This is a genomic window from Klebsiella sp. CN_Kp104 (assembly GCF_040064515.1).
Lineage (GTDB): Bacteria > Pseudomonadota > Gammaproteobacteria > Enterobacterales > Enterobacteriaceae > Klebsiella > Klebsiella aerogenes.
Genome location: NZ_JBEAII010000028.1, coordinates 203,296 through 229,330 on the forward strand (window position 1 = coordinate 203,296; position 26,035 = coordinate 229,330).

General features: G+C 49.3%; 23 protein-coding genes and 1 other annotated feature. Of the genes, 12 read left to right on the forward strand and 11 right to left on the reverse strand.

Annotated elements, in window-relative coordinates; translation table 11 throughout:
• Nucleotides 1–86: 86 nt before the first annotated feature.
• Together sbmC and dacD are read right to left on the reverse strand one after the other, a co-directional pair.
• Nucleotides 87–560, reverse strand: coding sequence for a DNA gyrase inhibitor SbmC (gene sbmC / locus ABLU80_RS14570; RefSeq protein WP_047466028.1), 474 nt, complete (start codon nucleotides 558–560; stop codon nucleotides 87–89).
• 150 nt (nucleotides 561–710) lie between these two features.
• Entirely contained in the window at nucleotides 711–1,877 is a 1,167-nt protein-coding gene (gene dacD / locus ABLU80_RS14575; RefSeq protein ID WP_015365831.1) for a serine-type D-Ala-D-Ala carboxypeptidase DacD, read from the reverse strand.
• Nucleotides 1,878–2,057: 180 nt separating this feature from the next.
• Between dacD and sbcB the strand changes: the two genes are divergently transcribed.
• Nucleotides 2,058–3,482, forward strand: coding sequence for an exodeoxyribonuclease I (gene sbcB, locus ABLU80_RS14580; protein ID WP_348850132.1), 1,425 nt, complete (start codon nucleotides 2,058–2,060; stop codon nucleotides 3,480–3,482).
• Nucleotides 3,483–3,520: 38 nt separating this feature from the next.
• Here the strand turns inward: sbcB and fusA are convergent, their stop codons facing one another.
• Nucleotides 3,521–5,623, reverse strand: a complete 2,103-nt coding sequence (gene fusA / locus ABLU80_RS14585) for an elongation factor G (RefSeq protein WP_348850111.1) — start codon at nucleotides 5,621–5,623, stop codon at nucleotides 3,521–3,523.
• Nucleotides 5,624–5,861: 238 nt separating this feature from the next.
• Here fusA and ABLU80_RS14590 point away from each other — a divergent pair, with 238 nt between their 5' ends.
• Nucleotides 5,862–6,173 carry a helix-turn-helix domain-containing protein gene (locus ABLU80_RS14590; RefSeq protein ID WP_015365828.1) on the forward strand — a complete coding sequence of 104 codons (312 nt, stop codon included), beginning with the start codon at nucleotides 5,862–5,864 and terminating at the stop codon, nucleotides 6,171–6,173.
• Nucleotides 6,174–6,283: 110 nt separating this feature from the next.
• On the opposite strand, the gene plaP is transcribed toward ABLU80_RS14590, so the two are convergent.
• The 3 genes from plaP to ABLU80_RS14605 form a co-directional block, all read right to left on the reverse strand.
• Complete coding sequence (plaP, locus tag ABLU80_RS14595; protein ID WP_015365827.1) at nucleotides 6,284–7,642, reverse strand: putrescine/proton symporter PlaP; 1,359 nt, start codon at nucleotides 7,640–7,642, stop codon at nucleotides 6,284–6,286.
• Nucleotides 7,643–7,930: 288 nt separating this feature from the next.
• On the reverse strand, nucleotides 7,931–8,812 hold the full coding sequence (locus ABLU80_RS14600; RefSeq protein WP_032706023.1) for a LysR substrate-binding domain-containing protein: 882 nt from the start codon (nucleotides 8,810–8,812) through the stop codon (nucleotides 7,931–7,933).
• A 36-nt stretch (nucleotides 8,813–8,848) separates the two neighbouring features.
• Nucleotides 8,849–9,673: an SDR family oxidoreductase gene (locus ABLU80_RS14605; protein ID WP_015365825.1), complete on the reverse strand. Its 825-nt coding sequence runs from the start codon at nucleotides 9,671–9,673 to the stop codon at nucleotides 8,849–8,851.
• 176 nt (nucleotides 9,674–9,849) lie between these two features.
• Here ABLU80_RS14605 and hisL point away from each other — a divergent pair, with 176 nt between their 5' ends.
• The 9 genes from hisL to hisIE all read left to right on the forward strand — a co-directional run bounded on the left by hisL (nucleotide 9,850) and on the right by hisIE (nucleotide 17,089).
• On the forward strand, nucleotides 9,850–9,900 hold the full coding sequence (hisL, locus tag ABLU80_RS14610) for a his operon leader peptide (RefSeq protein ID WP_009654477.1): 51 nt from the start codon (nucleotides 9,850–9,852) through the stop codon (nucleotides 9,898–9,900).
• Nucleotides 9,876–9,998, forward strand: a sequence feature (His leader region). It overlaps the preceding gene by 25 nt.
• Before the next feature lie 47 nt (nucleotides 9,999–10,045).
• On the forward strand, nucleotides 10,046–10,945 hold the full coding sequence (hisG, locus tag ABLU80_RS14615; protein WP_045379285.1) for an ATP phosphoribosyltransferase: 900 nt from the start codon (nucleotides 10,046–10,048) through the stop codon (nucleotides 10,943–10,945).
• 39 nt (nucleotides 10,946–10,984) lie between these two features.
• Nucleotides 10,985–12,289 carry a histidinol dehydrogenase gene (gene hisD, locus ABLU80_RS14620; protein ID WP_348850112.1) on the forward strand — a complete coding sequence of 435 codons (1,305 nt, stop codon included), beginning with the start codon at nucleotides 10,985–10,987 and terminating at the stop codon, nucleotides 12,287–12,289.
• Entirely contained in the window at nucleotides 12,286–13,347 is a 1,062-nt protein-coding gene (gene hisC, locus ABLU80_RS14625) for a histidinol-phosphate transaminase (protein WP_072383453.1), read from the forward strand. The genes hisD and hisC overlap by 4 nt, the downstream gene beginning before the upstream one ends.
• Nucleotides 13,344–14,411, forward strand: a complete 1,068-nt coding sequence (gene hisB / locus ABLU80_RS14630; protein WP_348850114.1) for a bifunctional histidinol-phosphatase/imidazoleglycerol-phosphate dehydratase HisB — start codon at nucleotides 13,344–13,346, stop codon at nucleotides 14,409–14,411. The genes hisC and hisB overlap by 4 nt, the downstream gene beginning before the upstream one ends.
• Nucleotides 14,411–15,001 carry an imidazole glycerol phosphate synthase subunit HisH gene (gene hisH / locus ABLU80_RS14635; RefSeq protein WP_045412962.1) on the forward strand — a complete coding sequence of 197 codons (591 nt, stop codon included), beginning with the start codon at nucleotides 14,411–14,413 and terminating at the stop codon, nucleotides 14,999–15,001. The genes hisB and hisH overlap by 1 nt, the downstream gene beginning before the upstream one ends.
• A complete protein-coding gene (hisA, locus tag ABLU80_RS14640; protein WP_047063894.1) occupies nucleotides 15,001–15,738 on the forward strand; it encodes a 1-(5-phosphoribosyl)-5-[(5-phosphoribosylamino)methylideneamino]imidazole-4-carboxamide isomerase in 738 nt (245 codons plus the stop codon). The genes hisH and hisA overlap by 1 nt, the downstream gene beginning before the upstream one ends.
• Nucleotides 15,720–16,496 carry an imidazole glycerol phosphate synthase subunit HisF gene (gene hisF, locus ABLU80_RS14645; protein WP_015365818.1) on the forward strand — a complete coding sequence of 259 codons (777 nt, stop codon included), beginning with the start codon at nucleotides 15,720–15,722 and terminating at the stop codon, nucleotides 16,494–16,496. The genes hisA and hisF overlap by 19 nt, the downstream gene beginning before the upstream one ends.
• Complete coding sequence (gene hisIE, locus ABLU80_RS14650; RefSeq protein WP_348850115.1) at nucleotides 16,490–17,089, forward strand: bifunctional phosphoribosyl-AMP cyclohydrolase/phosphoribosyl-ATP diphosphatase HisIE; 600 nt, start codon at nucleotides 16,490–16,492, stop codon at nucleotides 17,087–17,089. The genes hisF and hisIE overlap by 7 nt, the downstream gene beginning before the upstream one ends.
• 75 nt (nucleotides 17,090–17,164) lie before the next feature.
• Here the strand turns inward: hisIE and ABLU80_RS14655 are convergent, their stop codons facing one another.
• Complete coding sequence (locus ABLU80_RS14655) at nucleotides 17,165–18,583, reverse strand: phosphoethanolamine transferase (protein ID WP_166479651.1); 1,419 nt, start codon at nucleotides 18,581–18,583, stop codon at nucleotides 17,165–17,167.
• A gap of 480 nt (nucleotides 18,584–19,063) precedes the next feature.
• Here ABLU80_RS14655 and ABLU80_RS14660 point away from each other — a divergent pair, with 480 nt between their 5' ends.
• Nucleotides 19,064–20,242 (forward strand): acyltransferase, encoded by a 1,179-nt coding sequence (locus ABLU80_RS14660; protein ID WP_074167424.1) that lies wholly within the window; start codon nucleotides 19,064–19,066, stop codon nucleotides 20,240–20,242.
• Nucleotides 20,243–20,291: 49 nt separating this feature from the next.
• On the opposite strand, the gene ABLU80_RS14665 is transcribed toward ABLU80_RS14660, so the two are convergent.
• The 4 genes from ABLU80_RS14665 to ABLU80_RS14680 all read right to left on the reverse strand — a co-directional run bounded on the left by ABLU80_RS14665 (nucleotide 20,292) and on the right by ABLU80_RS14680 (nucleotide 26,031).
• A complete protein-coding gene (locus ABLU80_RS14665) occupies nucleotides 20,292–21,776 on the reverse strand; it encodes a glycosyltransferase (RefSeq protein WP_052765841.1) in 1,485 nt (494 codons plus the stop codon).
• Between the two features lie 4 nt (nucleotides 21,777–21,780).
• A complete protein-coding gene (locus ABLU80_RS14670) occupies nucleotides 21,781–22,950 on the reverse strand; it encodes a glycosyltransferase family 2 protein (RefSeq protein ID WP_157844059.1) in 1,170 nt (389 codons plus the stop codon).
• Nucleotides 22,951–23,116: 166 nt separating this feature from the next.
• The gene (locus ABLU80_RS14675) at nucleotides 23,117–24,871 is read right to left on the reverse strand and encodes a glycosyltransferase (protein WP_081423509.1); all 1,755 of its coding nucleotides are present in this window, start codon (nucleotides 24,869–24,871) and stop codon (nucleotides 23,117–23,119) included.
• 23 nt (nucleotides 24,872–24,894) lie between these two features.
• A complete protein-coding gene (locus ABLU80_RS14680; RefSeq protein WP_045412939.1) occupies nucleotides 24,895–26,031 on the reverse strand; it encodes a glycosyltransferase family 4 protein in 1,137 nt (378 codons plus the stop codon).
• Nucleotides 26,032–26,035: the final 4 nt, after the last annotated feature.

Here is a 26,035-nt window from a genome sequence, read left to right on the forward strand (position 1 = left end):
CAAACAGAAAAGGCCAATTGTAGCCGCTTTTTTCACGAGCGCACTGTGCTAATGTAAAAAACCTTGTCAAGATAAGGGATAACGACTTACGAGCCGATACGGTTCACCGCCACATACATCTCAATATCCCAGTGACCATCCTGGTTGCCATCGTTAAGATAAATTTCAAAACAGGGCTTATCCGCGATTTCGAACTCTCTGCTCTGCAGCAGGCTGTCAAAGAACTGCAGCCACGGCGTGGAGAAATCATGGTTAATGACCCGCGCGCTGGCGCAGGCGTAATCGCCACCGGCAATTGCGGTGAGGATGACCCCTTCACTATTCGGCGGGATGACGTAATCATCCGCCACGGTAACAACGGTGTCACAACGCAGTTTTTCCGCCGGTACCTGCTGCGGATTATCATAATAAACCGCGACCCACTCCTGCGCAGGCACCTGGTGGTGACTGACCCACGCCGCCAGTTGTTCAAACCCCTGCTTTACGGTCTGCTCCCAGGGGCCAACCATATGAAACCCGGCAATCTTGCGGGCATCGAGAGATTTAATACTGTAGTTCATAGCGCCTCCAGTGTTGATAAAATACTGTATAAATATACACTAAATTTAGCAGCCGGATGAACAACAGTATGTGCGCGGATTCACAGAGTCGCCACAAGCGCGAATGAATAAAGCCCGCCGCAGAGTGCGGCGGGCCAGAGGGTAACAAGATTAAATGCCGTGATGCAGATAATCGCTCAGGCGGGAAAACATCCCACCCTTGCCGACGCTTTCCAGGGTCACCAGCGGCCAATGCCCGACCACTTTGTCGCCATCGTAAAGCGAGATTTCGCCCACGCGTTGGTTAGCGGCGATCGGCGCTTCCAGATCCTTGGTATCCAGCACATATTTTGCTTTGATACGTGGAACTTCTGATTTCGGGATCGCGAGCCAGAAGTCCTGATCGGTGCCGAGCTTGATCTGCTCTTTGTCGCCATACCAGATATGTTCGACGCCGACCTGCTTACCTTTTTGCAGCACCTGCACGGTGTCAAAGTTCTGTTGACCCCAGTGCAGCAGCTTAGCCGCCTGCTCTTCTCGCCCTTTTGGACTATCGGCCCCCATCACCACGGCAATCAAACGACGCTGGCCATCGACCGCCGAGGCAATAAGATTGAAGCCCGCTCCTGAGGTATGGCCGGTTTTCAGGCCATCGACATTCATGGTTTTGTCCCACAGCAAACCGTTACGGTTCTGCTGGGTGATACCGTTCCACGTCAGGCTTTTTTCGCTATACATGTGATAGACATCCGGCTCGCCGTGAATAATCGCCCGCGACAACACCGCTAAATCATAGGCGGAGCTATGCTGGCCAGGCGCGTCGAGTCCGTGGACGGTTTCAAAATGGGTATCTTTCAAATGCAATTTTTCAACGTAGCTATTCATCAACGCGACAAATTGCGGTTGGCCGCCGGCGACATAGTCAGCAAGCGCGACGCAGGCGTCATTACCGGAATCGACGATCAGCCCGCGGCTAAGATCGCGAACGCTAACCCGATCGCCCGCTTTAAGGAACATCAGCGAAGAACCGTTAAACACCGGATTGCCCTTGGCCCAGGCATCCTTACCGACGGTGACCATATCATCAAAGGTAATGCGATGGCTGTCGATGGCGCGGTCGACAACGTAACCGGTCATCAGTTTGGTCAGGCTGGCGGGGTTACGCTGTTGATGTTCATTACCGGCGGTCAGGATTTGACCGGTGGTGTAGTCCATCAGCACCCAGGAACCGGCCTGGATCGATGGCGGCGTCACGGTGACGGGCAAATCAGCGGCAGCAAATGCGCAGGAAACGCTCGAAGCGAGCAAAGTTACAGCAAATAAAAAACGGCCTTTCAACGGCATATCCTCAAGATTTACAGATTCGCCGTCCTTTTTACGGAAGTTCGCCTGAGAGATCAGGGCTAAATTGCAAGAAAATATGACATGACAGTAGATGCATCTGACCGTTACCCTTCTGATGGCTCTACAAATCGTTTACCATACGGAATGCCTTACACCATGGATAACGAATCGATTATGCAAGACAGCGCCAATCAGCCTGGATTTTTATTCCACGACTACGAAACCTTCGGTACCAGCCCTTCGCTCGACCGGCCGGCGCAGTTCGCCGCCATCCGTACCGATAGCGATCTGAATGTCATTGGCGAACCGGAAGTCTTCTACTGCAAGCCTGCGGACGACTATCTGCCGCAACCGCAGGCAGTGATGATTACCGGTATTACACCGCAGGAAGCGCTGGCCAAAGGCGACAACGAGGCCGCTTTCGCCCGCCGCATCAACGATCTGTTCACGGTGCCGAAAACCTGTATCGTCGGCTACAACAATGTCCGCTTTGATGATGAAGTCAGCCGTAATATTTTTTACCGCAACTTTTACGATCCTTACGCCTGGAGCTGGCAGCATGATAATTCGCGCTGGGACCTGCTGGATGTGATGCGCGCCTGCTATGCCCTGCGCCCGGAAGGTATCAACTGGCCGGAAAACGAAGACGGTCTGCCAAGCTTCCGCCTTGAGCATCTGACCGTCGCGAATGGCATTGAGCATAGCAATGCCCACGATGCGATGGCCGATGTGTACGCCACTATCGCGATGGCGAAACTGGTGAAGACCCATCAGCCGCGCCTGTTTGACTATCTGTACAGTCATCGAAATAAACGCAAGCTGGCGACGTTAATCGACGTGCCGCAGTTGAAACCACTGGTCCACGTTTCCGGTATGTTCGGCGCCGCCCGCGGCAACACTAGCCTGGTCGCGCCGCTGGCCTGGCATCCGGATAACCGCAATGCGGTGATTATGGTTGACCTGGCGGGGGATATGTCGCCGTTGCTGGAGCTCGACGCCGATACATTGCGCGAGCGCCTGTATACTCCGCGCGACGAACTCGGCGATTTACCGGCAGCGCCAATTAAGCTGGTGCATTTAAATAAATGCCCGGTGCTGGCGCAGGCCAATACGTTGCGTCCGCAGGATGCCGACCGTTTAGGTATCAATATTCAGCGCTGCCTGGAGAACGCCCAACTGCTGCGCGCAAATCCGCAGGTACGTGAGAAAGTGGTAGCCCTGTATGCCGAAGCCGAACCGTTCGTGCCATCGGATAATGTTGACGCCCAACTGTACAACGGATTCTTTAGCGATGCCGATCGCGCGGCGATGAAAATAGTGCTGGAAACCGAACCGCGTAACCTGCCAGCGCTGGATATTACGTTTGCGGATAAACGCATTGAACGCCTGCTGTTTAACTACCGCGCGCGTAACTTCCCCGGTACGCTTGATGAAAACGAACAGCAGCGCTGGTTAGAGCACCGCCGTAACGTCTTTACGCCGGAGTTTTTGCAGGCCTATGCCGATGAACTGCAGGTGATGTATCAACAGTATGCTGACGATAGTGCAAAACAAGCCCTGTTGAAAGCGCTGTGGCAATATGCGCAGGAAATCGTTTAACCCGGGCCAGGCCGTCACCCTAGCCCGGGAGTACTGACTTAACTTTTCGCGCGGCTGGCGATGATATCGTCGGCCACGTTACGCGGCGCTTCTGCGTAATGATGGAACTCCATGCTATAGGTCGCGCGACCCTGCGACATCGAGCGCAGCGTGGTGGAATAACCGAACATTTCGGCCAGCGGCACATCGGCACGAATAATCTGGCTACCGAAACGCTCCTCCATCCCCTGCACCATTCCGCGACGGGAAGAGAGATCGCCCATAATATTGCCGGCGTACTCTTCCGGCGTCTCCACCTCGACGTGCATCACCGGCTCCAGGATCACCGGGTCCGCTTTTCGCGCCCCTTCCTTAAAGCCGAAAATCGCCGCCATACGGAAAGCCATTTCGGAGGAGTCGACGTCATGATACGAACCAAACGTCAGGGTCGCTTTAACGTCGACAACCGGATAGCCCGCCAGCACGCCGGTGCCCATCGCTTCACGCAGCCCTTTCTCCACAGAAGGGATGTATTCACGCGGTACGACCCCGCCTTTGGTGGCATCTTCAAACACAAAGCCGCTCCCCGCCGCCAAGGGCTCCAGGGTCAGCACGACGTGCCCATACTGCCCCTTACCGCCGGACTGACGCACAAATTTGCCTTCCACATCCTTCACCGTTTTACGGATGGTTTCCCGATAGGTAACCTGCGGACGGCCAATATTCGCCTCAACGCCGAACTCGCGTTTCATACGGTCGACGATAATCTCCAGATGCAACTCCCCCATCCCGGAGATAATCGTCTGCCCGGACTCTTCATCGGTATGCAGGCGGAACGACGGATCCTCGGAAGCCAACCGCTGTAACGCAATGCCCATTTTCTCCTGGTCGGCCTTGGTCTTCGGTTCAATCGCCAGCGAAATGACCGGTTCCGGGAACTCCATACGCTCAAGAGTGATGACCGCATCCGGATCGCACAGCGTATCGCCCGTCGTGACATCTTTTAGACCAACACAGGCGGCAATATCACCGGCATGCAGCTCGTCGACTTCGTGGCGATCGTTGGCATGCATCAGCACGATGCGCCCGATACGTTCTTTCTTGCCCTTCACCGGGTTAAAGACCGCATCGCCTTTTTTCAACGTCCCGGAATAGACGCGAATAAAGGTCAACTGGCCGACGTAGGGATCGGTCATGAGTTTAAACGCCAGCGCAGACAGCGGCTCATCGTCGCTCGGGTGACGCTCCGCCGGTTGCCCCTTATCATCAATGCCCTGAATCGCCGGAATATCCAGCGGCGACGGCATTAACTCAACGACCGCATCGAGCATCCGCTGCACGCCTTTATTTTTAAAGGCGCTGCCGCAGAGCACCGGCTGGATTTCGCCGCCGACCGTGCGTTTACGTAGCCCGGCCACAATTTCCGCTTCGCTCAGTTCACCGCTTTCGAGATATTTATCCATCAGCTCATCACTGGCTTCCGCCGCAGCCGAAACCATTTTTTCCCGCCACTTCTGAGCCGTCGGCAGCAGGTCATCAGGCACAGGCGCATAGCTGAACGTCATCCCCTGCGTTGCATCATCCCACAGAATGGCCCGCATCTTTATCAGGTCGACGACGCCGGTGAAATGCTCTTCGGCGCCAATGGGGATAACAATCGGCACCGGATTGGCCTTCAGGCGGTAGATCATCATTTGCACCACACGGAAGAAATCGGCGCCCGGGCGGTCCATTTTGTTAACGAACGCCAGTCGCGGGACGCGATACTTGTTGGCCTGCCGCCAGACGGTCTCCGACTGCGGCTGCACGCCGCCGACCGAGTCATAGACCATCACCGCGCCGTCCAGCACGCGCATCGAACGTTCTACTTCGATGGTAAAGTCCACGTGCCCCGGGGTATCAATGATATTGATACGATGGGGCTCAAAGCTGCGGTCCATCCCGGGCCAGAAGCAGCTTACCGCTGCGGAAGTAATGGTAATCCCACGCTCCTGCTCCTGCGCCATCCAGTCGGTAGTTGCCGCGCCATCGTGTACTTCACCCAGCTTATGGCTCATCCCGGTGTAAAACAGAATGCGCTCAGTGGTGGTGGTTTTACCGGCATCGATATGCGCGGAGATACCGATGTTGCGATAACGTTCGAGGGGGATGGGTCGGGGCATGATGCGTCCTTAGTCATTTTGACTGTCAATGAGCGGCTAAATCTGCCGCGGTTAGGTTTACGGCATCTATAATAGTACAATTGTACGAGTATATTCGAACTATTTTTACTATCACTGCTATCGATCAGGTTGCGACGGCGCGCGTGGCGCAAGAAAAGGAGTTTGGGTATAGTAGCCGCCAGCCGCCGACACGGGCTGCTGTTCGCGTGAACAGCACAACCGCCGACACAGGAATATTATGATCGCCAATCACCCCGAACGTGAACAAATTCGCCTCGAAAATGTTCTTTTTGCCCTGGGCAACCCCTTGCGGCTGGAAATCATTCGCACGCTCTCCGACGGCAGCGAGCAGAGTTGTAACGCATTGCGCAAAGAAGATATCGCGAAATCCACCATGACTCACCACTGGCGGGTGCTGCGCGACAGCGGCGTGATCTGGCAACGTCCTCAGGGGCGGGAAAATCTCATTTCGCTTCGCCGCGACGATTTGGATGCCCGTTTTCCAGGGCTGCTGGATACGCTGCTTAATGTGATGCGACAGGAGAAGTAAGCCATCCCTGTGCCCCCGGTAAAGCGACTGCCGCCAGCGGGGAAAAGCAGCGGACGCCAGAAACAAAAAAGCCGGAGGTCTCCCTCCGGCTTTTCTATCATAAAGCGTAATTACGCAACGTCTTCGTACTGCGGTACCGGGTTGCGGAAGCTTTTGGTTACGCACGCCAGGTAAATCAGACCGATACCGGCCCAGATCAGACCCAGGATCATCGAGCTCTCTTCCAGGTTAACCCACAGCGCGCCAACGGTCAGGGCGCCGCACATCGGCAGGAACAGATACTGGAAGTGGTCTTTCAGCGTCTTGTTGCGTTTCTCGCGGATCCAGAACTGCGAGATAACCGACAGGTTAACGAAGGTGAACGCCACCAGCGCACCGAAGTTAATCAGCGCAGTCGCCATCACCAGGTCAAAGTTAATCGCCAGCAGCGCGATCGCGCCAACCAGGATGATGTTCATCGCCGGGGTGCGCCAGGTCGGATGCACGTAGCCGAAGAAGCTTTTCGGGAATACGCCATCACGGCCCATTACGTACATCAGGCGCGCAACGCCAGCATGCGCCGCCATACCGGAAGCCAGCACGGTGATGGTGGAGAAGATCAGCGCGCCTACCTGGAAGGCTTTACCTGCCACATACAGCATAATTTCAGGCTGTGAGGCATCCGGATCCTTAAAGCGCGAGATATCCGGGAAGTACAGCTGCAGGAAGTAGGTGGCAAAAATGAAGATCAGGCCGCCAATCAGCGCAGTCAGGAAGATAGCGCGCGGAATAACGCGTTCTGCATCTTTGGTCTCTTCAGACAGATTGCTGATGCCATCAAAGCCGGTAAATGAGAAGCAGAGTATCGTCGCCCCGGTAATCATCGGGATAACGTGCGCATCGCCGGACCAGAACGGACGGCTGCTGGCCAGCGTACCGGCGCCCTCGCCTTCAAATACGCCATACACCACCATGCCGAGGATCACGGCAATCAGTACCACCTGCAGCACCACGATAACGGTGTTGAAGTTGGCGACGGACTTGATGCTGCGCAGGTTAAAGGCGGTCATGAACGCGACCAGCGCGATAACAAACACCCACGATGGAATCGAAGGCACCAGCGCTTCAAAGTAGATTTTCGCCAACAGGATGTTGATCATCGGCGCGAACAGGTAGTCGAGCAGAGAGGACCAACCCACCATGAAGCCAACGGTCGGGCTAATGGATTTCTGGGCGTAGGTATACGCGGAACCCGCGGAAGGATAACGGCGTACCAGCTTCCCGTAGCTCAGCGCAGTAAAAAGAATAGCGATTAACGCAAAGGCGTAGGCCGTCGGCACGTGACCGTCGGTCATACCAGAGACGATACCAAACGTATCGAACAGCGTCATCGGCTGCATATAGGCCAGGCCCATCATTACAACCGGAACTAACGTAAGGGTTTTACGTAATTCCACGCGAGAGGTATTTGGAGTAGCGTTATGCGACATAGTTATCCCCTTTTACGGCGAAGGCCAGCGCGTAAGCAAAAAATTGCCCCATTTCTTTCTATTCCTCAGCGACAACGACTGTCGGTTTTTAGTAAATATCTATCCGGTACGAAGCCCGGCCTCTTGGTATTGAATGATGTGTCTTTCGACCAAAAAAATAACCGACACTTTAAAAAAAGCGTCGGCTAGTCTCTGGTTTTCAGGCTGCGTATTTTGCAACAACTTCTGGCTTAATGACAAGATGTTGAAAGGTTTATTAATAGGCTAAGAATTCTAACCGCCTAATATTCATACTATTTTAGTATTGTAGATCTGACGAATAGCACTATTTGCTAATATCGCTTGTAACCACCATTGCGCGGCAAGGCCAAAAACGTCTTCATTCCAGCCAATCCATGCCCGATGCAGCCGCGCGGGTGTGCTAATACGTTTCTCGACCACTTTTCCCTTCTCCAGCCAGGCCTCTGCCAGATAGCGCGGCAGGTAAGCCCAGCCCAGCCCGGCGCATACCAGCTCCAGCAGGCTATTCATATCATAAACCGTCACACTCTCCTGCTTTTCGCTTTGCAGCAACCCGGCATTGCAAATAATCGCCCGATATCGCTGTAACACCCGCAAATTCAACGGTTCCTTAGCCTGCGCCAGTGGATGATTAATCGCAACCACAAAACACAGATCCACATCGCCAAGCAGACTAAAACCATAACCCACCAGCGTTGGCGGCTCGTTAAGCGCGCCCAGCACCATGTCGACCTCACCTGCCGCCAGAGCATCCCAACCACCAGCGCTAGTGAACTGCAAACGGGTCACGTTGCGTTGTTGATAAAACTGTTCCATCAGTGAAGTTAAAAGAGAGAAAGGAAAAGTCATATCGACACTGATGGTCAGGGTATTTTCCCAGCCCTGATGTAGCCTGATGGCCTGCAGCTCAAGTTCGCGAGCGGTATGGAGTAGCTCACGTCCTTTCTCCAGCAGCATCTGCCCGGTGCAAGTAAAGCGCGCCCGATGACCGCTGCGATCCAGCAGTTGGATATTCAGATCGCTTTCTAATTTATGGATGGTATAGCTCAGCGCCGAGGGAGTTTTATAGAGCTTTGCCGAAGCCGCGGCAAAGCTCCCCTCTTTTTCTAAGGCATCAAGAATAACGAGAACATCCAGCAGTGGTTTCATCGCCCCCCCTTACGGTACGCGAATGCCTGCTGGTGGTTACTCCATCGGCATCACCAGCGGATCGGGGTACTGGTATTCAAAGCCAAGCTCATAGCAGATCCGGTTGCCATCAATGATTTTGCCTTTACCGCCTTCCGGGTTATCGGTAAATACCGGTAACGGCAGCCCAAGTTCACGGGCCATCTGCGGATAAAAGACGCCGCGCGCCGGATGCTGCGGCGCACATATATTATAGATGTGTCCGCCTTTCGGAGCCTGAAGCAATAACTCAATCGCGGCAATAACGTCCTGCAGATGCACCAGATTGACACCGTGCTGGCCATCCGGGGCCGATTTACCGGCAAAGAAACGGCCCGGATGGCGCGATGGCCCAACCAACCCGGCGAGACGCAGAATATCCACCGAGGTGCCCGGCAACGCATGCAGCCAGTCTTCCAGCTCTTTCAGTACCCTGCCGCTGGCGGTTTGTGGATTGCGCGGCGAATTTTCCTTCATCGTCCCTTCAGTATTGCCATAAACCGAGGTCGAACTGGTAAAAATAATGCGTGGAATATGCCGCGAGAGCGCGGTATCAACAATCTCCTGCACCGCCTGTAGATAAAAATCTTCCCCGGGGCCCGTGCGCCGCGCAGGTAACGTGATAACCAGCGCATCGACGTTCATCATCGCGTCCAGATCCTCAGCCTCACAGATCAGCTGGGGTTCAAGACGTAGCGGATATCCTTCAATACCGCACATCCGCGCCGCCTCCACGCCGTCCTGCGTCGTTTTACTGCCGGTGACATGCCAACCGCGCGCGCGCAATGACAACGCAAGCGGCATGCCCAGCCACCCTAACCCGACAATCGCGACCTTTTTCATACCCTGGCTCCTGACTCATTCGCTGTGCTGATACTAGGCTACGCTAGCCCGCGAGACCTGACAATTTGTTCGACGAATATGAAATGAATTAATGATGGAAAAAAGGGCTTGCTTTATGCGCCGCAACTGGTTTAGGTTAAAAGACATCAAATGCATAGTCATTCAAAGAGAATTTTATGAACAGCGTTCAATTTAAAAACCACCATCATCACCATCATCCTGACTAGTCTTTCAGGCGATGTGTGCTGGAAGACGTTTGGATCTTCCAGTGGTGCATGAACGCAAAGAGAGCCCCCGGAAGATTCACTTCCGGGGGCTTTTTTTTGGACCGAATTCGGACAGATTCAGACAGGTATTCAGAGGAAAACAACAATGTTAGACAACACCCGTTTACGCATAGCTATTCAGAAATCCGGCCGTTTGAGTGAAGATTCACGCGAACTGCTCGGCCGCTGCGGCATTAAAGTCAACCTGCACACCCAGCGTCTGATCGCCCTTGCGGAAAACATGCCGATCGATATTCTGCGCGTTCGCGATGACGATATTCCGGGGCTGGTGATGGACGGCGTTGTCGACCTTGGCATTATCGGCGAGAACGTGCTGGAAGAAGAGCTGCTGAGCCGCCGTGCGCAGGGCGAAGACCCGCGCTACTTTACCCTGCGTCGTCTGGACTTCGGCGGATGCCGCCTGTCGTTGGCGACACCGGTGGATGAAAACTGGAATGGCCCGGCGGCGCTGGACGGCAAACGCATCGCCACCTCTTACCCGCACCTGTTAAAACGCTATCTCGATCAGAAAGGCATCTCCTTTAAATCTTGTCTGCTGAACGGTTCTGTCGAAGTCGCCCCGCGCGCAGGCCTTGCCGACGCCATCTGCGATCTCGTTTCTACCGGCGCAACTCTTGAAGCTAACGGCCTGCGCGAAGTTGAAGTGATTTATCGTTCCAAAGCCTGCCTGATCCAGCGCGACGGCGAGATGGACGATGCGAAACAGCAGCTGATCGACCGTCTGCTGACCCGTATTCAGGGGGTTATCCAGGCCCGCGAATCGAAATACATCATGATGCACGCGCCGACCGAACGGCTGGAAGAAGTGGTGGCGCTGCTGCCGGGCGCCGAGCGGCCAACTATTCTGCCCCTGGCGGGCGACAAACAGCGGGTAGCGATGCACATGGTCAGCAGCGAAACCCTGTTCTGGGAAACCATGGAAAAACTGAAAGCGCTGGGCGCCAGCTCCATCCTGGTGCTGCCGATCGAGAAGATGATGGAGTAATCCAGCTATCCGCATACGGGACAAACAGGGGAAATGACCATGAGCTTCAATACCATTATCGACTGGAATAGCTGCAGCGCCGCACAACAGCAACAACTCTTAATGCGCCCGGCGATTTCAGCTTCCGAGAGCATCAGCAAAACGGTAGCCGGGATCCTCGCTAACGTTAAAGAGAATGGCGATGCCGCTTTACGCGAATATAGCGCCAAATTCGATAAAACCACCGTCACGGCGCTGAAAGTATCTGACGAAGAAATTGCCGCTGCCGGCGCGCGCCTCAGCGACGAACTCAAACAAGCGATGGCGGTAGCGGTCAACAATATCGAGACCTTTCACAACGCGCAGCAGTTGCAGGTTGTCGATGTTGAAACCCAGCCCGGCGTACGCTGCCAGCAGCTTACCCGCCCTATCGCCTCCGTCGGCTTATATATTCCGGGCGGCTCGGCGCCGCTGTTTTCAACGGTGCTGATGCTGGCAACGCCGGCGCGCATTGCCGGCTGTCAGGAAGTGGTGCTGTGTTCGCCGCCGCCGATTGCCGATGAAATTCTTTATGCGGCGCAGCTGTGCGGCGTGCGTAATATCTTTAACGTCGGCGGCGCGCAGGCTATCGCGGCAATGGCCTTCGGCACCGAATCGGTGGCGAAAGTCGCTAAAATCTTTGGCCCTGGCAACGCCTTCGTCACCGAGGCCAAGCGCCAGGTCAGCCAGCGCCTCGACGGCGCGGCTATCGATATGCCTGCCGGCCCGTCGGAGGTTCTGGTGATTGCCGACGGCGGCGCGACGCCGGATTTCGTCGCCTCCGATTTACTCTCCCAGGCGGAACATGGCCCGGATTCCCAGGTTATCCTGCTGACCCCCGACGCCGACATGGGCTCCCGGGTCGCCGCAGCGGTTGAACGTCAGCTAGCGGCCCTGCCGCGTGCCGAAACCGCACGTGAAGCGCTTTCCGCCAGCCGTATTATTGTCGCTCGCGATCTCGAGCAATGTGTAGAGATCTCAAATCAGTACGGTCCGGAGCACCTGATTATCCAGACCCGCAACGCCCGTGAACTGGTTGACGGCATTACCAGCGCTGGTTCGGTATTCCTCGGCGACTGGTCGCCAGAATCAGCAGGTGATTACGCCTCCGGCACCAACCACGTGCTGCCGACCTACGGCTACACTGCCACCTGTTCCAGCCTCGGTCTGGCGGATTTCCAAAAGCGCATGACCGTACAGGAGCTGACACGTGAAGGCTTCGCCGCCCTCGCCCCGATTATCGAGATCCTGGCCGCAGCCGAACTGCTGACCGCCCACAAAAACGCCGTAACGCTACGCGTAGCCGCCCTTAAGGAGCAAGCATGAGCATTGAAGACTTAGCCCGCGCCAATATTCGCGCGCTGACGCCGTATCAATCCGCCCGCCGTCTTGGGGGAAAAGGCGACGTGTGGCTGAACGCCAACGAATTCCCCACCGCCGTGGAATTCCAGTTAACCGAACAGACGCTGAACCGCTATCCGGAGCCGCAGCCGAAAGCGGTTATCGAAAACTACGCGCACTATGCTGGCGTAACACCAGAGCAGGTACTGGTGAGCCGCGGGGCTGACGAAGGTATCGAGTTATTGATCCGCGCTTTTTGCGAACCCGGCGAGGACGCGGTCCTTTATTGCCCACCTACCTACGGTATGTATAGCGTCAGCGCCGAAACTATCGGCGTTGAGTGCCGCACGGTTCCGACGCTCGCCGACTGGCAGCTCGATTTACCGGGTATCGAAGCGAATCTCACCGGCGTGAAAGTGGTGTTTGTCTGCAGCCCAAATAATCCAACCGGGCAGATAATCAATCCACAAGATTTCCGCGCCCTGTTGGAAATGACGCGCGGTAAAGCGATCGTGGTAGCGGATGAAGCCTATATTGAGTTCTGTCCGCAGGCGTCGCTCGCCGGTTGGCTAAATGATTACCCGCACCTGGTTATCCTGCGCACCTTATCGAAAGCCTTTGCGCTGGCCGGGCTGCGCTGCGGTTTTACGCTGGCTAACGCAGAGGTAATTAATGTACTGCTAAAAGTCATCGCACCTTATCCGCTGTCGACGCCGGTTGCCGATATCGCCGCTCAGGCGCTGAGCCCGGCAGGAATTGCCGCCATGCGCGCGCGAGTAGCGCAGATCCTTGATGAACGCGCATACCTGGTCGATGCGCTGCGCGGCATCGCCTGCGTCGAACAGGTGTTCGATTCCGAGACCAACTACCTGCTGGCGCGGATAACCGCCTCCAGCGCGGTGTTTAAATCTTTGTGGGATCAGGGCATTATCTTACGTGACCAAAATAAACAACCCTCATTAAGCGGCTGTTTGCGTATCACTATCGGTACCCGTGCAGAGAGCCAGCGCGTGATTGACGCTTTGACTGCGGAGAATGTATGACCCAGAAGTTTCTCTTTATTGACCGTGACGGAACGCTTATCTCCGAACCGCCGGTTGATTTTCAGGTAGACCGATTTGAAAAACTGGCCTTCGAGCCGCAGGTGATCCCGGCGCTGCTTAAGCTGCAACAGGAAGGCTATAAGCTGGTGATGATCACCAACCAGGACGGCCTTGGTACCGAAAGCCTGCCGCAGGAGGAATTCGACGGCCCGCACAACCTGATGATGCAGGTCTTCTCCTCGCAGGGCGTTAACTTTGAATCCGTCCTGATCTGCCCGCACATGCCTGGCGATAACTGCGACTGCCGTAAGCCGAAGACCCAGTTGGTATTACCGTGGCTGGAAGACGGCGTGATGGATAAAACCCACAGTTATGTCATCGGCGACCGCGCCACCGATATCGAGTTGGCGGATAACATGGGTATCACCGGCCTGCGCTATAACAGTGAAACGCTGAACTGGCCGACCATCTGCGATCAGCTGACCCGTCGCGACCGCTATGCTCACGTTGAGCGCATCACCAAAGAGACCCTGGTTGACGTTAAAGTCTGGCTGGACCGTGAAGGCGGCAGTAAGATCCACACCGGCGTTGGTTTCTTCGATCACATGCTCGATCAGATCGCCACCCACGGCGGCTTTCGCCTGGAAATTAACGTCGGCGGCGATCTTTACATCGACGATCACCACACCGTAGAAGATACCGGCCTGGCGTTAGGCGAAGCGTTGAAGCTGGCGCTGGGTGATAAGCGCGGCATTAACCGCTTTGGCTTTGTGCTGCCGATGGATGAGTGCCTGGCGCGCTGCGCACTGGATATCTCTGGCCGTCCGCACCTCGAATATAAAGCTGACTTCACCTATCAGCGCGTTGGCGACCTGAGCACCGAGATGGTCGAACACTTCTTCCGCTCGCTCTCCTATACCATGGCGGTGACGCTGCACCTGAAAACCAAAGGTAAAAACGATCATCACCGCGTCGAGAGCCTGTTCAAAGCCTTCGGTCGTACGCTGCGCCAGGCCATTCGGGTCCAGGGCGACACGTTGCCATCGTCAAAAGGGGTATTGTGATGAACGTGGTAATCCTCGATACCGGGTGCGCCAACCTCAACTCGGTGAAATCTGCGGTGAGCCGCCACGGCTATGAGCCAGTGGTCAGCCGCGAGCCGGATGTTGTTCTACGCGCCGATAAACTTTTTCTGCCCGGCGTCGGCACCGCGCAGGCTGCGATGGATCAGCTGCGCGAACGTGAGCTCATTGAGCTTATTAAAGCTTGTACCCAGCCGGTGCTGGGGATCTGTCTCGGCATGCAGTTACTCGGTGCGCGCAGCGAAGAGACAAACGGCGTCGAGCTACTGGGCATTATTGATGAAGAGGTGCCGAAAATGACCGATCATGGACTGCCGCTGCCGCATATGGGGTGGAACCGGGTATACGCCAAAGCCGGCGATCGCCTGTTCCGCGGCATTGAAGAAGGCGCGTATTTCTATTTCGTCCATAGCTACGCCATGCCGGTAAACCCGTACACTATCGCGCAATGCAACTACGGCGAGGCCTTCACCGCGGCGGTACAGAAAGATAACTTCTTTGGCGTACAGTTCCACCCTGAGCGCTCAGGTAGCGCCGGTGCGCAGCTGCTGAAAAATTTCCTGGAGATGTAATGATCATTCCAGCTTTAGATTTAATTGACGGTACCGTGGTGCGCCTGCATCAGGGCGACTACGGCCAGCAACGCGACTATGGCAACGATCCGTTACCACGCCTGCAATCCTATGCAGACCAGGGCGCGGAAGTATTGCACCTGGTCGATCTTACCGGAGCAAAAGATCCGGCAAAACGCCAGATACCGCTGCTTAAGACCTTAGTCGCCGGCGTTACGGTACCGGTACAGGTCGGCGGCGGCGTACGTACAGAAGAAGACGTTGCCGCACTGCTGGACGCCGGCGTGGCGCGCGTGGTGGTCGGTTCAACGGCGGTAAAATCGCCGGAGGTGGTCAAAGCCTGGTTTAAACGCTTTGGCCCCGAGCATCTGGTACTGGCGCTGGACGTACGCATTGATGCCGATGGCAATAAACAGGTGGCGGTGAGCGGCTGGCAGGAAAACTCTGGCGTCACTCTGGAAGAGCTGGTGGAAAACTATCTGCCGGTCGGCTTGCAACATGTGCTGTGTACCGATATCTCCCGCGATGGCACTCTCGCGGGTTCCAACGTCTCACTGTATGAAGAAGTCTGCGCGCGTTATCCGCAGGTGGCGTTCCAGTCTTCCGGTGGGATCGGCGGTCTCAACGATATTGCCGCGCTGCGCGGAACCGGCGTTCGCGGCGTAATCGTCGGCCGCGCGCTGCTGGAAGGTAAATTCAACGTAACGGAGGCTATCCAATGCTGGCAAAACGGATAATCCCCTGCCTTGACGTCCGCGACGGCCAGGTAGTGAAAGGCGTACAGTTCCGCAATCACGAAATTATCGGCGATATTGTGCCGCTGGCAAAACGCTATGCCGATGAAGGCGCGGATGAACTGGTGTTCTACGATATCACCGCCTCCAGCGATGGCCGGGTAGTCGATAAAAGTTGGGTTTCGCGCGTGGCCGAAGTGATTGATATTCCATTCTGCGTCGCGGGCGGGATTAAATCTCTGGAAGACGCAGCGCAGATCCTCTCCTTCGGCGCAGATAAAATTTCAATTAACTCGCCTGCGCTTGCGGACCCGACGTTAATCACCCGCCTCGCCGATCGCTTTGGCGTGCAGTGCATCGTGGTAGGTATCGATACCTGGTTTGATGAACAAACCGGTAAATATCACGTTAATCAGTACACCGGCGATGAAAGCCGGACTCGCGTCACCCAATGGGAGACGCTGGATTGGGTGCAGGAAGTACAAAAGCGCGGAGCGGGAGAAATCGTCCTCAACATGATGAACCAGGACGGCGTGCGCAACGGTTACGATCTGGATCAGCTCAGAAAGGTCCGTGAAGTGTGTAACGTTCCGTTGATTGCCTCCGGCGGCGCCGGAACCATGGAGCACTTCCTTGAGGCCTTCCGCGACGCCAACGTCGATGGCGCCCTCGCCGCTTCCGTGTTCCATAAACAAATTATTAATATTGGCGAATTAAAAACGTTCCTGGCAGCCCAGGGCGTGGAGATCAGGGTATGTTGAGTGAACAGCTGGATTGGCAAAAAACCGACGGCATGATACCGGCCATCATACAGCACGCTGAATCTGGCGAAGTGTTAATGCTGGGATATATGAATGAGGACGCGCTGGCGAAAACGCAAGAAAGCGGCAAAGTGACCTTCTACTCGCGCACCAAACAGCGCCTGTGGACAAAGGGTGAAACCTCCGGCAACTTTCTTAATGTGGTCAGCATCACCCCGGATTGCGATAACGATACCTTGTTAGTGTTGGTCAACCCGATAGGCCCGACCTGCCACAAAGGGACGTCAAGCTGCTTTGGGGAGACCGGACACCAGTGGTTGTTCCTCTATCAACTGGAACAACTGCTGGCCGAGCGCAAACATGCCGACCCGGAGAGCTCATACACTGCGAAACTGTATGCCAGCGGCACCAAACGTATTGCGCAGAAAGTGGGAGAAGAAGGCGTGGAGACCGCGCTGGCCGCGACGGTAAATGACAAGTTTGAACTGAAGAATGAGGCGTCAGACCTGATGTATCACCTGCTGGTGTTGTTGCAGGACCAGGGGCTGAATTTAGGGGGTGTTATCGATAATCTGAAGTCCAGACATAAGTAAATCGAAACATGCATTGAAGGAACTCTGGTTTAATATGATCACCATTTAAACCAGAGTCTATCTACGCACCGACAATTAAGGATGTTGCGGTAAGGGTACATCCCTTAATTCAGAGAAACGAATAGCGTCTTCTTTTTCATTCAGCACGAAATCAGAATTTTTTACCGCGTCTTGCATGTGTTCATCTGAAACAGAATAGCCCATCATTTCTAACACCAGAAATTTGGTTAAATCAGATGAGAAGTAGTGATTACTATTACGCAATTGTTCAGCCTTTTCACACCAGGAAGCATCATTCATCAGCAATGGAATTTTATACATTTCATTATCGCTGGATGGGAAACCATGTCCCTGGCCAACAACCTCCCCATGGTCTGATACATAAACCAGCTTGTAATCTTTAAGATAGGTATCCGCAAGGGTAAAAATGCTTTGCAAGGTATCATCTACGTTATAGATAGACGCATCATAATCATCAACCATCGGGTTATCCTCATCTCCACGGCGAGCAGAATAAGGTAAATGGTTGCCCATCAAATGAATAACGTAAAAGTTTCTCTCTTGTGATTCTTTAAAATAATGCTTGATTGCAGGGAGTAGCTTGTCGTCCTGCCCTTCGTTAATAGGAAAGCGAGTATTATTATCTTCAGGAGTTTGCAATACTTCGGCGTATTTTGCAAGATAACCAAAAGGTTTGTTCCACATATTGTTTTGCATTTGAGAGTCGAACCAATAAGTATGGTAGCCTTGCAATTCTGCCATTTCGATAAGATTTTTAAACTTAAATAAATTACCACGCTGCAGAGGCGTTTCGAACGAAATCAGCATTGGCACAGCAAGTCGCGTTTGCGCAGCAGGTGAATGTACGTTATTAACGACGCAGATTTTTCCATCTCTATCCATCTGAGATAAGTTTGGTGTGGTATCTTTACCATAGCCATAGATGCCATAACGGCCGGGATTGGATGATTCACCGATGACATAAATAATATTTTTGCTCCCTGCAGCTTTATTCTTAATATAGGCAGGATATTCTTTATGCTCAATTTTTTTGTATTTAACATCATCAACTATATTTTCAGCAATAATAGATACAGAGGAAACAAGCGGTCCAAAAAAAATCTTGTACTGATCGATATAAGGCTGAGATATAAAGGTTGGTGAATATTCGAGGTTGTTAATGAAGAACTTCGCTCCCCAAAAACTGATACCATCTATCACTGGTTTTGAAAGAATAAGAATAAGGCAGACAGTCAAAATTACACGATCTTTAACAGAGTAGCCTGCTTTCGGTATTTTAATCGATAACAGCGAAAGTGCAAAAAGTAGGAAAAGGAATCCCGCAAGGAATTTAAGACCAAATGTTTGCACCGTACCTAATGAAACGGAAAGGCCTACCCCGAAGGTTGACATAACCATGCTGGTAGAGAGCCCGCCATATTTTTGATAGATGAAATAAGTCAGGAATGTGATCAATGAAACAAAAACGACCATACTATTTCTGACTATTTTATTGCGAATACAAAAAATCAAACGCAAGAAAATAAAGACAGAAAAAAAAGTAGTGAAAAATATGTTTGTAGGTTCAAACCAACACAAAACAAGAGACAGAAAAAATAGTGTGAAATACAGAAACCTTCTGGTTTTTAAATACTGTAAACATCTACAAAAAATGCTCATGCAAACTCCGAAATAAAGCAATTTATTATTGTGTATTGTAATGTTGCTATTTTAACACACTGAGCTTACCTGACAAATATCTCTCCATTGATCCTGGATAATGAAAGCGTTTAAAAAAATTAATTCAGCAAGATGGGAGCCGCACTCCAGGCTTAATTTCACATACTTAAGCAAATTTAATGTTAAATCCACTATCGTGAAACCGATCACAACAACAAAAAAATAACCACCAGTTAACATTCGTGTGGTAATATAAACAAATACCGTCAGGTTCTCCTTCTTGACGCGTTGGTTATGGAACACAACAAAAATAAAGCTAAACAGGCTACGGGGTCTCACTTGCAACATTATAAACATCTTGACGGACTCCGCGGAGTCGCGTCGCTTGTCGTCGTGCTTTACCATATGGATGTATTTATGGGAGTGCTGCTATCGCCAAATGGATTATATTCACAATACTCAGTATGGTGGCAGATATATCGAAGAATTTTGGATGGGAACTTCTCAGTTTGTCTATTTTTCGTAATGAGTGGTTATGTGTTGCTCATTGGCTTTTATAAGCGGCAAAACGACCTTTCTTATCTTAAAGAAAGTTTTATAAAAAGATATTTTAGACTTACCCCACTGGTACTCGCTTCAGTCATTCTGGCTGTTTTTTTACAAAATACGATTGGCTTCCATAATGTCGAAATGGCGGCGATCGTAGGTGGACACGAGTGGTTAAAATCTAACTATCAATCAGAACTCACACTAACTGGTGCCATATACAATGGTCTGTATTCTGCTTACATAGGCGATACATCCTATAATGGACCACTCTGGACAATTAAAATAGAGTTAATGGGATCACTCTTTCTGTATCTCTATGCCGCATTATTTTTTGTCAAAAAAAATGGTGCCCACATCATTATATCAGCAATACTTATCTATCTAATTGAACCGACACTTGGCTGCTATTTGATACTATTTATCATTGGCGGTACTATTTTAGTGTATAACATTAAACTTGCAAATAACTATATTCTTCCGGCTAGTATATTAACAGTTGTTCTTGCAACAGAAAATCCGTGGACAATAGAGATTAATTTCTTAAATGAGCTCACAGGTTTTAGTAAAGAAGGTTTAGCCACATTCTGTCATTCAATAGCAGCAATACTTTTATTATTAATAGTGAATACATCATCAAAACTTTCAAGTTATCTGTCCAGGCCTGTATTTACTTTTCTGGGTAAGATCTCATTTTCCTTATATGTATTTCATATCCCTATCATCATGAGTATTGGAACGGCATTATTTGTCAATTTACATGATGCAGGTATTAATAACCAATTTGCTAGTATAATAAGCACACTAGTCAGTTTATTATGTTGTGTGTTTATCTCATGGTGTGGCTATACATTTGTTGATAAACCTTCAACCAAAATTGCATCTTTAGTTGGCGATAAGCTGAATATGAGAGCCAGCGTATTATAAAAAAAAGCCGCGAAAGAAATCTTTCGCGGCTTTTAACAAAATAGAAGAGTTAGAATGTTTTAGCTTTTAGTAGCTTTAAATAAAACATAAATCTTTCTCTTCCTTTATTTTTGGCTATTACCAGCATATCAAATTTAGACAAAATCTTCTTAGATACAAAAATTTGCGCCAGGACCTGTTTAAAATATTCATCCTTGAATTTCTCATCAATGACACTCCAGGCCCAGAAGTGGACATCGAGTTCTAACTCAAATAATTTACGTTCTTCATCATAGTTGAACGTATCTGAGTTACGACTGTAGATCCAATCAAAAATAGGGAAATGAACATAAAGTCGGTCATCTCGCACAGAAATATCCTGACCTAAGCGCCCTTGACGATAATAGTAATAATCAAAAGGTATATTAGCAATAATCCTGGCGTTTAAAAAAGTCTCGAACTGGAAAGGTAGGTCATCAAACCGGCGAATATGCTCAGGGAAAGAAATTCCTTTATTTTTTAGCATTTCGGCAGAGTAAATACGACGCCACATTGTTGGGCGTTCGCGTAGTAAATCCAGACGGCTGAGATTGATGTCCAGTGGGAATTTGACTATTTCACCAGTCTCATAAGCTTCTTTATAGCCACACTGCGAAATGTCAGCATTTTTCATCACCGCGGCACGGAACAAATCTTCATACATCTGAAGATCGCACCAATCATCGCCGTCAACAAAACCAATATATTGCCCTTTGGCCTGGCTAACGCCGGCATTTCGTGCCGTCGCGCACCCACCATTGGCTTTATGGATAACTTTCACTCTACCAGGGTATCTCGCAGCCCAGGCGTCAGCCTTCTCACCAGAATCATCCGGTGTACCATCATCGACGACTAAAATCTCTAAACTTTCAATAGACTGATTTGCCAATGACTCAATGCACTGGTCGATATAAGCGCTGATATTGTATGCAGGAACGACGACAGAGACTTCATATTCATACTTCTGTCGACTGCCTGTAAGGGGTTGGTGCTGATCCTGGATACGCCAGAAAAAAGTATTTGCAGCACGCGCACATTGACGATACACAATCAATGGATCAATATCATACTGATTAAATTCGCCACAAATATGGTCAAGTTTCCACTGTGCTGTCACGTATTCTAGCGCAGTGCGGCTAAATGCCGGCAGAGAAATACGAACACTAACGTGACGCTCACCAATCAATTCATTAATTTCTGAATTAGAAAAATTATCAAAAAGATAGACACGTTCTTTCAGTTCAGGATTTTTATTTAATAAATCCTGAATACGCTTAAACTTGCTAGCGTTAGTTTCAATGACAATTATTGCACGCGGCTTGCAGTTATAAAATGCGACAAGAATTTCAAGTCCAGTATAAGTCCCCACAAAGGCCAAAACGTCGCTTTCACAGGAAAACAAATCTACACCAAAAAAACTGCGCTCAATGATATGCTTATGTTGTGCTAACTCATCATGGCTAATTGCTGAAGGTAGTTTATTTAAATATGCATTCAATTGTGTTCTATTGATCATTTTGTTAACCCACTACCCGTTTTCCGAACTTGTTTTTTGCAAAACGCAAAGCTTTTTTGAAGATCAATTTATTGACATCAATGTTTGCAGTAGAAATAGCCTTCAACAATTTAATTTTTGTTGATAGAGTCTGCTTACCGGTGCTGTACTCAGTGAGAAAATCCGTTGCTCCGTTGAAAAATGCCAGCATAAGAATAAACTCTCTGTTACGCGCAGCAAAAGATAAAGACGTTTTTAAGCGGGAACGAATTTGTGAATTCGCAGCAGAAAACAACTCTACCCCCTGCAGGAAGTAGCGTCGCCTGTCACTCAGGGTCGTATAACGTCCGCACCAGAAAATCATTTTAAAAACTAGTGACATCACACAATATTGTTGATAACCATTAAGTGCTGCCACTTCAGGCTTTTGCAATAATTCTTTAGCTGTCTTAATAATATCGAAGCGCTTTTCACTTTTTTGATCAGTGATTTTACCTTCGCGATTAACCCTGTAAAAATAACCGACGGTATCTATCATACCAATCTTTGTAGCATTAACCAGACTAACAATATGCGGAGTAAGATCTTCGAAATGGATTCCCACCGGGAAGATAGTTATATATTTATCAAAAAAATCTTTCTTAAGAATTCGGTTATTAGTATTCGGCTCAAGACTAAGAATTTGCGGATGTGATGCAATATTTACCGTCTTCTTAAGCTCCCCTCCTAAAATATGATCCCAAGTCGCTGCATCATAGAATGGATAAGAATCTTTAGTTTGGTTATCATAAACATATGAGCGATATAATACAATATCAAGATCGGCTGATTCAGCAAAAGCCAAAGAATCAAGAACTGCCTTTTCGTTTAACCAGTCATCACTATCACAGAAAGAGATGTATTGCCCTCGCGCATAGCGCAAGGCTGTATTTCTGGCCTCCGACAATCCACGATTTTCCTGGGATATGAAGAGTGCGTTACCTTTATAGCCATCAAGCCATTTCTGCACAACTTCAACACTATTGTCAGTACTTCCATCATTGACAATTATAATTTCTATGTGGTTGTTACCATTTTTATCAAACGAGGATAAAGTCTTTTCCACAAATCCAGAGGTATTATAGACCGGTACAACGATGGACAATTTTGGAATAACCTTCAATTGTCGAGTATCACAAACTATCATGTCGCTCATTACTGTCTCTTGTAGAAGATATTTAACTTCAGGCCAGACTGCATAAGCTGGCCAATTCAACATGTCTTATTTTTCTTAAAAGGCTGGAATCTTAAACACTAACGGATAGAGTAATAGCTTACTGTATCTATATCAACAGTAAGAGCAAGTCTTAATTCATCAATATTTAAATAAAGTATTTCTTCCAAAATTTTTCAGATGTAAAATATGAGATCTTTTTACCATACTCTCTTGCTACAGCATTGTAGACAAAAAAACCTTTACTAATGGCCCACAACGTTTTAAATATCAATTTAGTACAGCGCAACTTATCTTGTTTCAGTACGATAAAATGACCTTCGGTGGTTTCATAGTAAACTTCAGTATTCAAGAAAACCTGTTTTGTCGGATGAATTTCAGTATTCGGAATTCGTACAATATTCCCTTTGATTATAAATCCAGGAATCAAATGACCGTTAAGAAGAACTAATCTAATTATCTTCATCCATTTCGACTCAGGCCCATAGCGATTAGTTGTTCTCACTATTTTACCAAATGGGACGTCTTTCGGACGTTCGTCTTTCGACAGTTCATTAATCCGGTTACGCGCTATTACAGCGTCAGGATCGTTTTGCCAAAAATCAGCTCCTTGTAATACGTCGAGATACGCCTCGATAACTGCCTGTGCTGAAGAATATCGGTACGAGAAACATAGCAAAAGAACCTTTGCTAATACCCAGAAGGCAATCTGTCTTCTTTTCTTTGCCGATGGATAAACAAATGAAGGTACCAACAGTCCCCTGACGCTTAAATACTCGACCAGTGCACTATATTTTTGGTTAAAATTCATCTGCCATGATGCGACACCGTTAAGAGTGATGATTGGGTAACCATGCATTACACCAAACAGGATATCATCCCCCCGAACAAAGAATGGAAAAGCATAATATTTTGCAGCGGAAACCTTAAAAGCGCAGAACCACCAGGCGGCATAAGTGGCTCGATTATCCTCTTGATTGAACAAATCAAGACCGCCTGGTGTCGATACATCAATGCCATTTTTTAACGGCAGCATCCGAATTTGCTTATAAGGATAAAGAGCGCCTGCTTCATAAACAACCTTAGGCTTATCCTCATATAGCATACTACCTGCAATCATCTGTTTTTCACTCTTCGAAAAACACATGAACCAATAAGCTCTTTTAATACTTTCAATTTCACAGGATGCATCATCATCCATAAAAATACAATAAGTCTCATTATTTGTATTCTTTACTTCAAATAATCCACGCGTAAAACCACCAGCCCCTCCCATATTTTTATTTTTTATATAGGTAACATTTGGTCTGGGCTCAAGGTCCAGATTACAACCATTGTCAACAACATACACATTAAATTTTGACTGGTAAACACTATCGCTAAAGAATGCTCGCTCAAATCTTGATAACGTCGATAATAATGCTGCTTGACGATTATAAGTAGTGATGACAATCGCTAGTTTACCAAAATCAGCTACTTCGCCAGATGTAGTAAAAGCAAAATTTCTTATTTCACTATCATCAATTGCCGACCATTGAAAATAAAGACGACCAACACTCCATTCACTTATTTGTAAATTTTCTATTGTGAATGGACCATCGATTTCGTTTTGAAATATCGTCGTTAGAACACCATCTACTTTTAAATAAATAGAGGCAATACCTCGACCAGCGACGTCAATTTTAAAACCTAACTGTTTAACTGTAGTGTATTTAGACCATTTATAAAGATCAAATGAGTTATAAAAAGTATCGAAACAAATTTCTTTATTTTTCAAAACCTTGATGGAATCAGTATCAGGATAACATCCTGATACGTTATCAGACAAAAAATACAGAGCGCTAATATCACGGTGGTGTTTTTCAGGAAATACTGATGACTGCAATGCAATGTTATTATTCATATACCTAACCGCATAATAATTTCTCAGCGCTGGAAAAGTTCTTCATATACTTGCAATGTTTTGTCAATAACGATTTCTGATGTGTAATGATTAACAATGATCTCACGTGCATTGATACCCATTTCTTTCCTGGCAGTATCAGAACTTATCAACATTTTAATTCTGGCGGCGAGTTCTTTGACGTTTTTACGCTCAACGATATAGCCATTATAGCCATCTTTAATCAGAGAATTACATCCACCATTATCATATACAACACAAGCCCTCCCCACAGCACCAGCCTCAAGGAGAATTCGTGGCACACCTTCGGGATATATAGAAGGAAGAACAACAATATTGGAACCGGCAATTAATTCTTTAATATCATCGCGAGTACCTAACCAGACAATATCTCCGCTGTCATGCCATTTCTCTATCTGTCCTAAAGTAATTCTATCCTCGTCATTTTCGACAATTATCCCCGCAACCTGAATAGTGCAATCTATCCCTTCTAACTTTAAAATCCTTTTCGCTTTAATGAGGTCAAGTAAGCCTTTACTATGTAACATTCGGCTGGCAAATAGTACTACCCCATGAGTTTCTTCAGGTTCCTCTTTGTAAGCAAAATAACTGGTGTTAACGCCAGCACCGTCAATGACCTTTGCTTTATCTTCTTTGATGTCCAGAAGAGACAGAATTTTCCTTTTATCTTCCCGATGCTCAAATATGATTTTACAGTCAACATTGGAGAAAAGATATCGATACAGTTTTAGCACCAGCCAGCGTAATATTTTAAAAACTAGCTGTTCACTTTCAAACACCCTGCCTAACCCCACAAAACTGTATACTAGCTTAGTTTTGTGGTATTTTGCCCATAGACAACTTATAATGCCGGGCTTGATCGTAATACAATGGAGGATGTCAGGGTTAATCGCTTTCAATATTTTAAAAGCCTTAGCAACTCCTTTAATAAATGAAAATGGATTTATACTTTTCTCATTAATTTCACTATTGATACAACGAAAACCTAAAGCAGATAGCCTATCTGAAATTGCATCATCTAAAAAATTTGCAACAACATACACATCATAGCCACTATCTATTGCTGCGATTCCTCTTTCAAGCCAATGAAGCTCAAAATACCAGGCAGAGTTTACGAAATAGCATAACTTCTTTTTCATAGCG

What these genes read in the sequence shown, in the direction of transcription:
- hisIE (WP_348850115.1), top strand. Translation starts at nt 16,490, where the DNA reads ATGTTGAGTGAACAGCTGGATTGGCAAAAAACCGACGGCATGATACCG.
- ABLU80_RS14600 (WP_032706023.1), bottom strand. Translation starts at nt 8,812, where the DNA reads ATGAAACCACTGCTGGATGTTCTCGTTATTCTTGATGCCTTAGAAAAA.
- ABLU80_RS14670 (WP_157844059.1), bottom strand. Translation starts at nt 22,950, where the DNA reads ATGAGCGACATGATAGTTTGTGATACTCGACAATTGAAGGTTATTCCA.
- ABLU80_RS14680 (WP_045412939.1), bottom strand. Translation starts at nt 26,031, where the DNA reads ATGAAAAAGAAGTTATGCTATTTCGTAAACTCTGCCTGGTATTTTGAG.
- hisB (WP_348850114.1), top strand. Translation starts at nt 13,344, where the DNA reads ATGACCCAGAAGTTTCTCTTTATTGACCGTGACGGAACGCTTATCTCC.
- ABLU80_RS14660 (WP_074167424.1), top strand. Translation starts at nt 19,064, where the DNA reads ATGGAACACAACAAAAATAAAGCTAAACAGGCTACGGGGTCTCACTTG.
- ABLU80_RS14675 (WP_081423509.1), bottom strand. Translation starts at nt 24,871, where the DNA reads ATGAATAATAACATTGCATTGCAGTCATCAGTATTTCCTGAAAAACAC.
- ABLU80_RS14590 (WP_015365828.1), top strand. Translation starts at nt 5,862, where the DNA reads ATGATCGCCAATCACCCCGAACGTGAACAAATTCGCCTCGAAAATGTT.
- ABLU80_RS14605 (WP_015365825.1), bottom strand. Translation starts at nt 9,673, where the DNA reads ATGAAAAAGGTCGCGATTGTCGGGTTAGGGTGGCTGGGCATGCCGCTT.
- hisD (WP_348850112.1), top strand. Translation starts at nt 10,985, where the DNA reads ATGAGCTTCAATACCATTATCGACTGGAATAGCTGCAGCGCCGCACAA.
- sbcB (WP_348850132.1), top strand. Translation starts at nt 2,058, where the DNA reads ATGCAAGACAGCGCCAATCAGCCTGGATTTTTATTCCACGACTACGAA.
- ABLU80_RS14655 (WP_166479651.1), bottom strand. Translation starts at nt 18,583, where the DNA reads ATGGTCGTTTTTGTTTCATTGATCACATTCCTGACTTATTTCATCTAT.
- fusA (WP_348850111.1), bottom strand. Translation starts at nt 5,623, where the DNA reads ATGCCCCGACCCATCCCCCTCGAACGTTATCGCAACATCGGTATCTCC.
- sbmC (WP_047466028.1), bottom strand. Translation starts at nt 560, where the DNA reads ATGAACTACAGTATTAAATCTCTCGATGCCCGCAAGATTGCCGGGTTT.
- hisA (WP_047063894.1), top strand. Translation starts at nt 15,001, where the DNA reads ATGATCATTCCAGCTTTAGATTTAATTGACGGTACCGTGGTGCGCCTG.
- hisF (WP_015365818.1), top strand. Translation starts at nt 15,720, where the DNA reads ATGCTGGCAAAACGGATAATCCCCTGCCTTGACGTCCGCGACGGCCAG.
- hisG (WP_045379285.1), top strand. Translation starts at nt 10,046, where the DNA reads ATGTTAGACAACACCCGTTTACGCATAGCTATTCAGAAATCCGGCCGT.
- hisH (WP_045412962.1), top strand. Translation starts at nt 14,411, where the DNA reads ATGAACGTGGTAATCCTCGATACCGGGTGCGCCAACCTCAACTCGGTG.
- ABLU80_RS14665 (WP_052765841.1), bottom strand. Translation starts at nt 21,776, where the DNA reads ATGATCAATAGAACACAATTGAATGCATATTTAAATAAACTACCTTCA.
- plaP (WP_015365827.1), bottom strand. Translation starts at nt 7,642, where the DNA reads ATGTCGCATAACGCTACTCCAAATACCTCTCGCGTGGAATTACGTAAA.
- hisC (WP_072383453.1), top strand. Translation starts at nt 12,286, where the DNA reads ATGAGCATTGAAGACTTAGCCCGCGCCAATATTCGCGCGCTGACGCCG.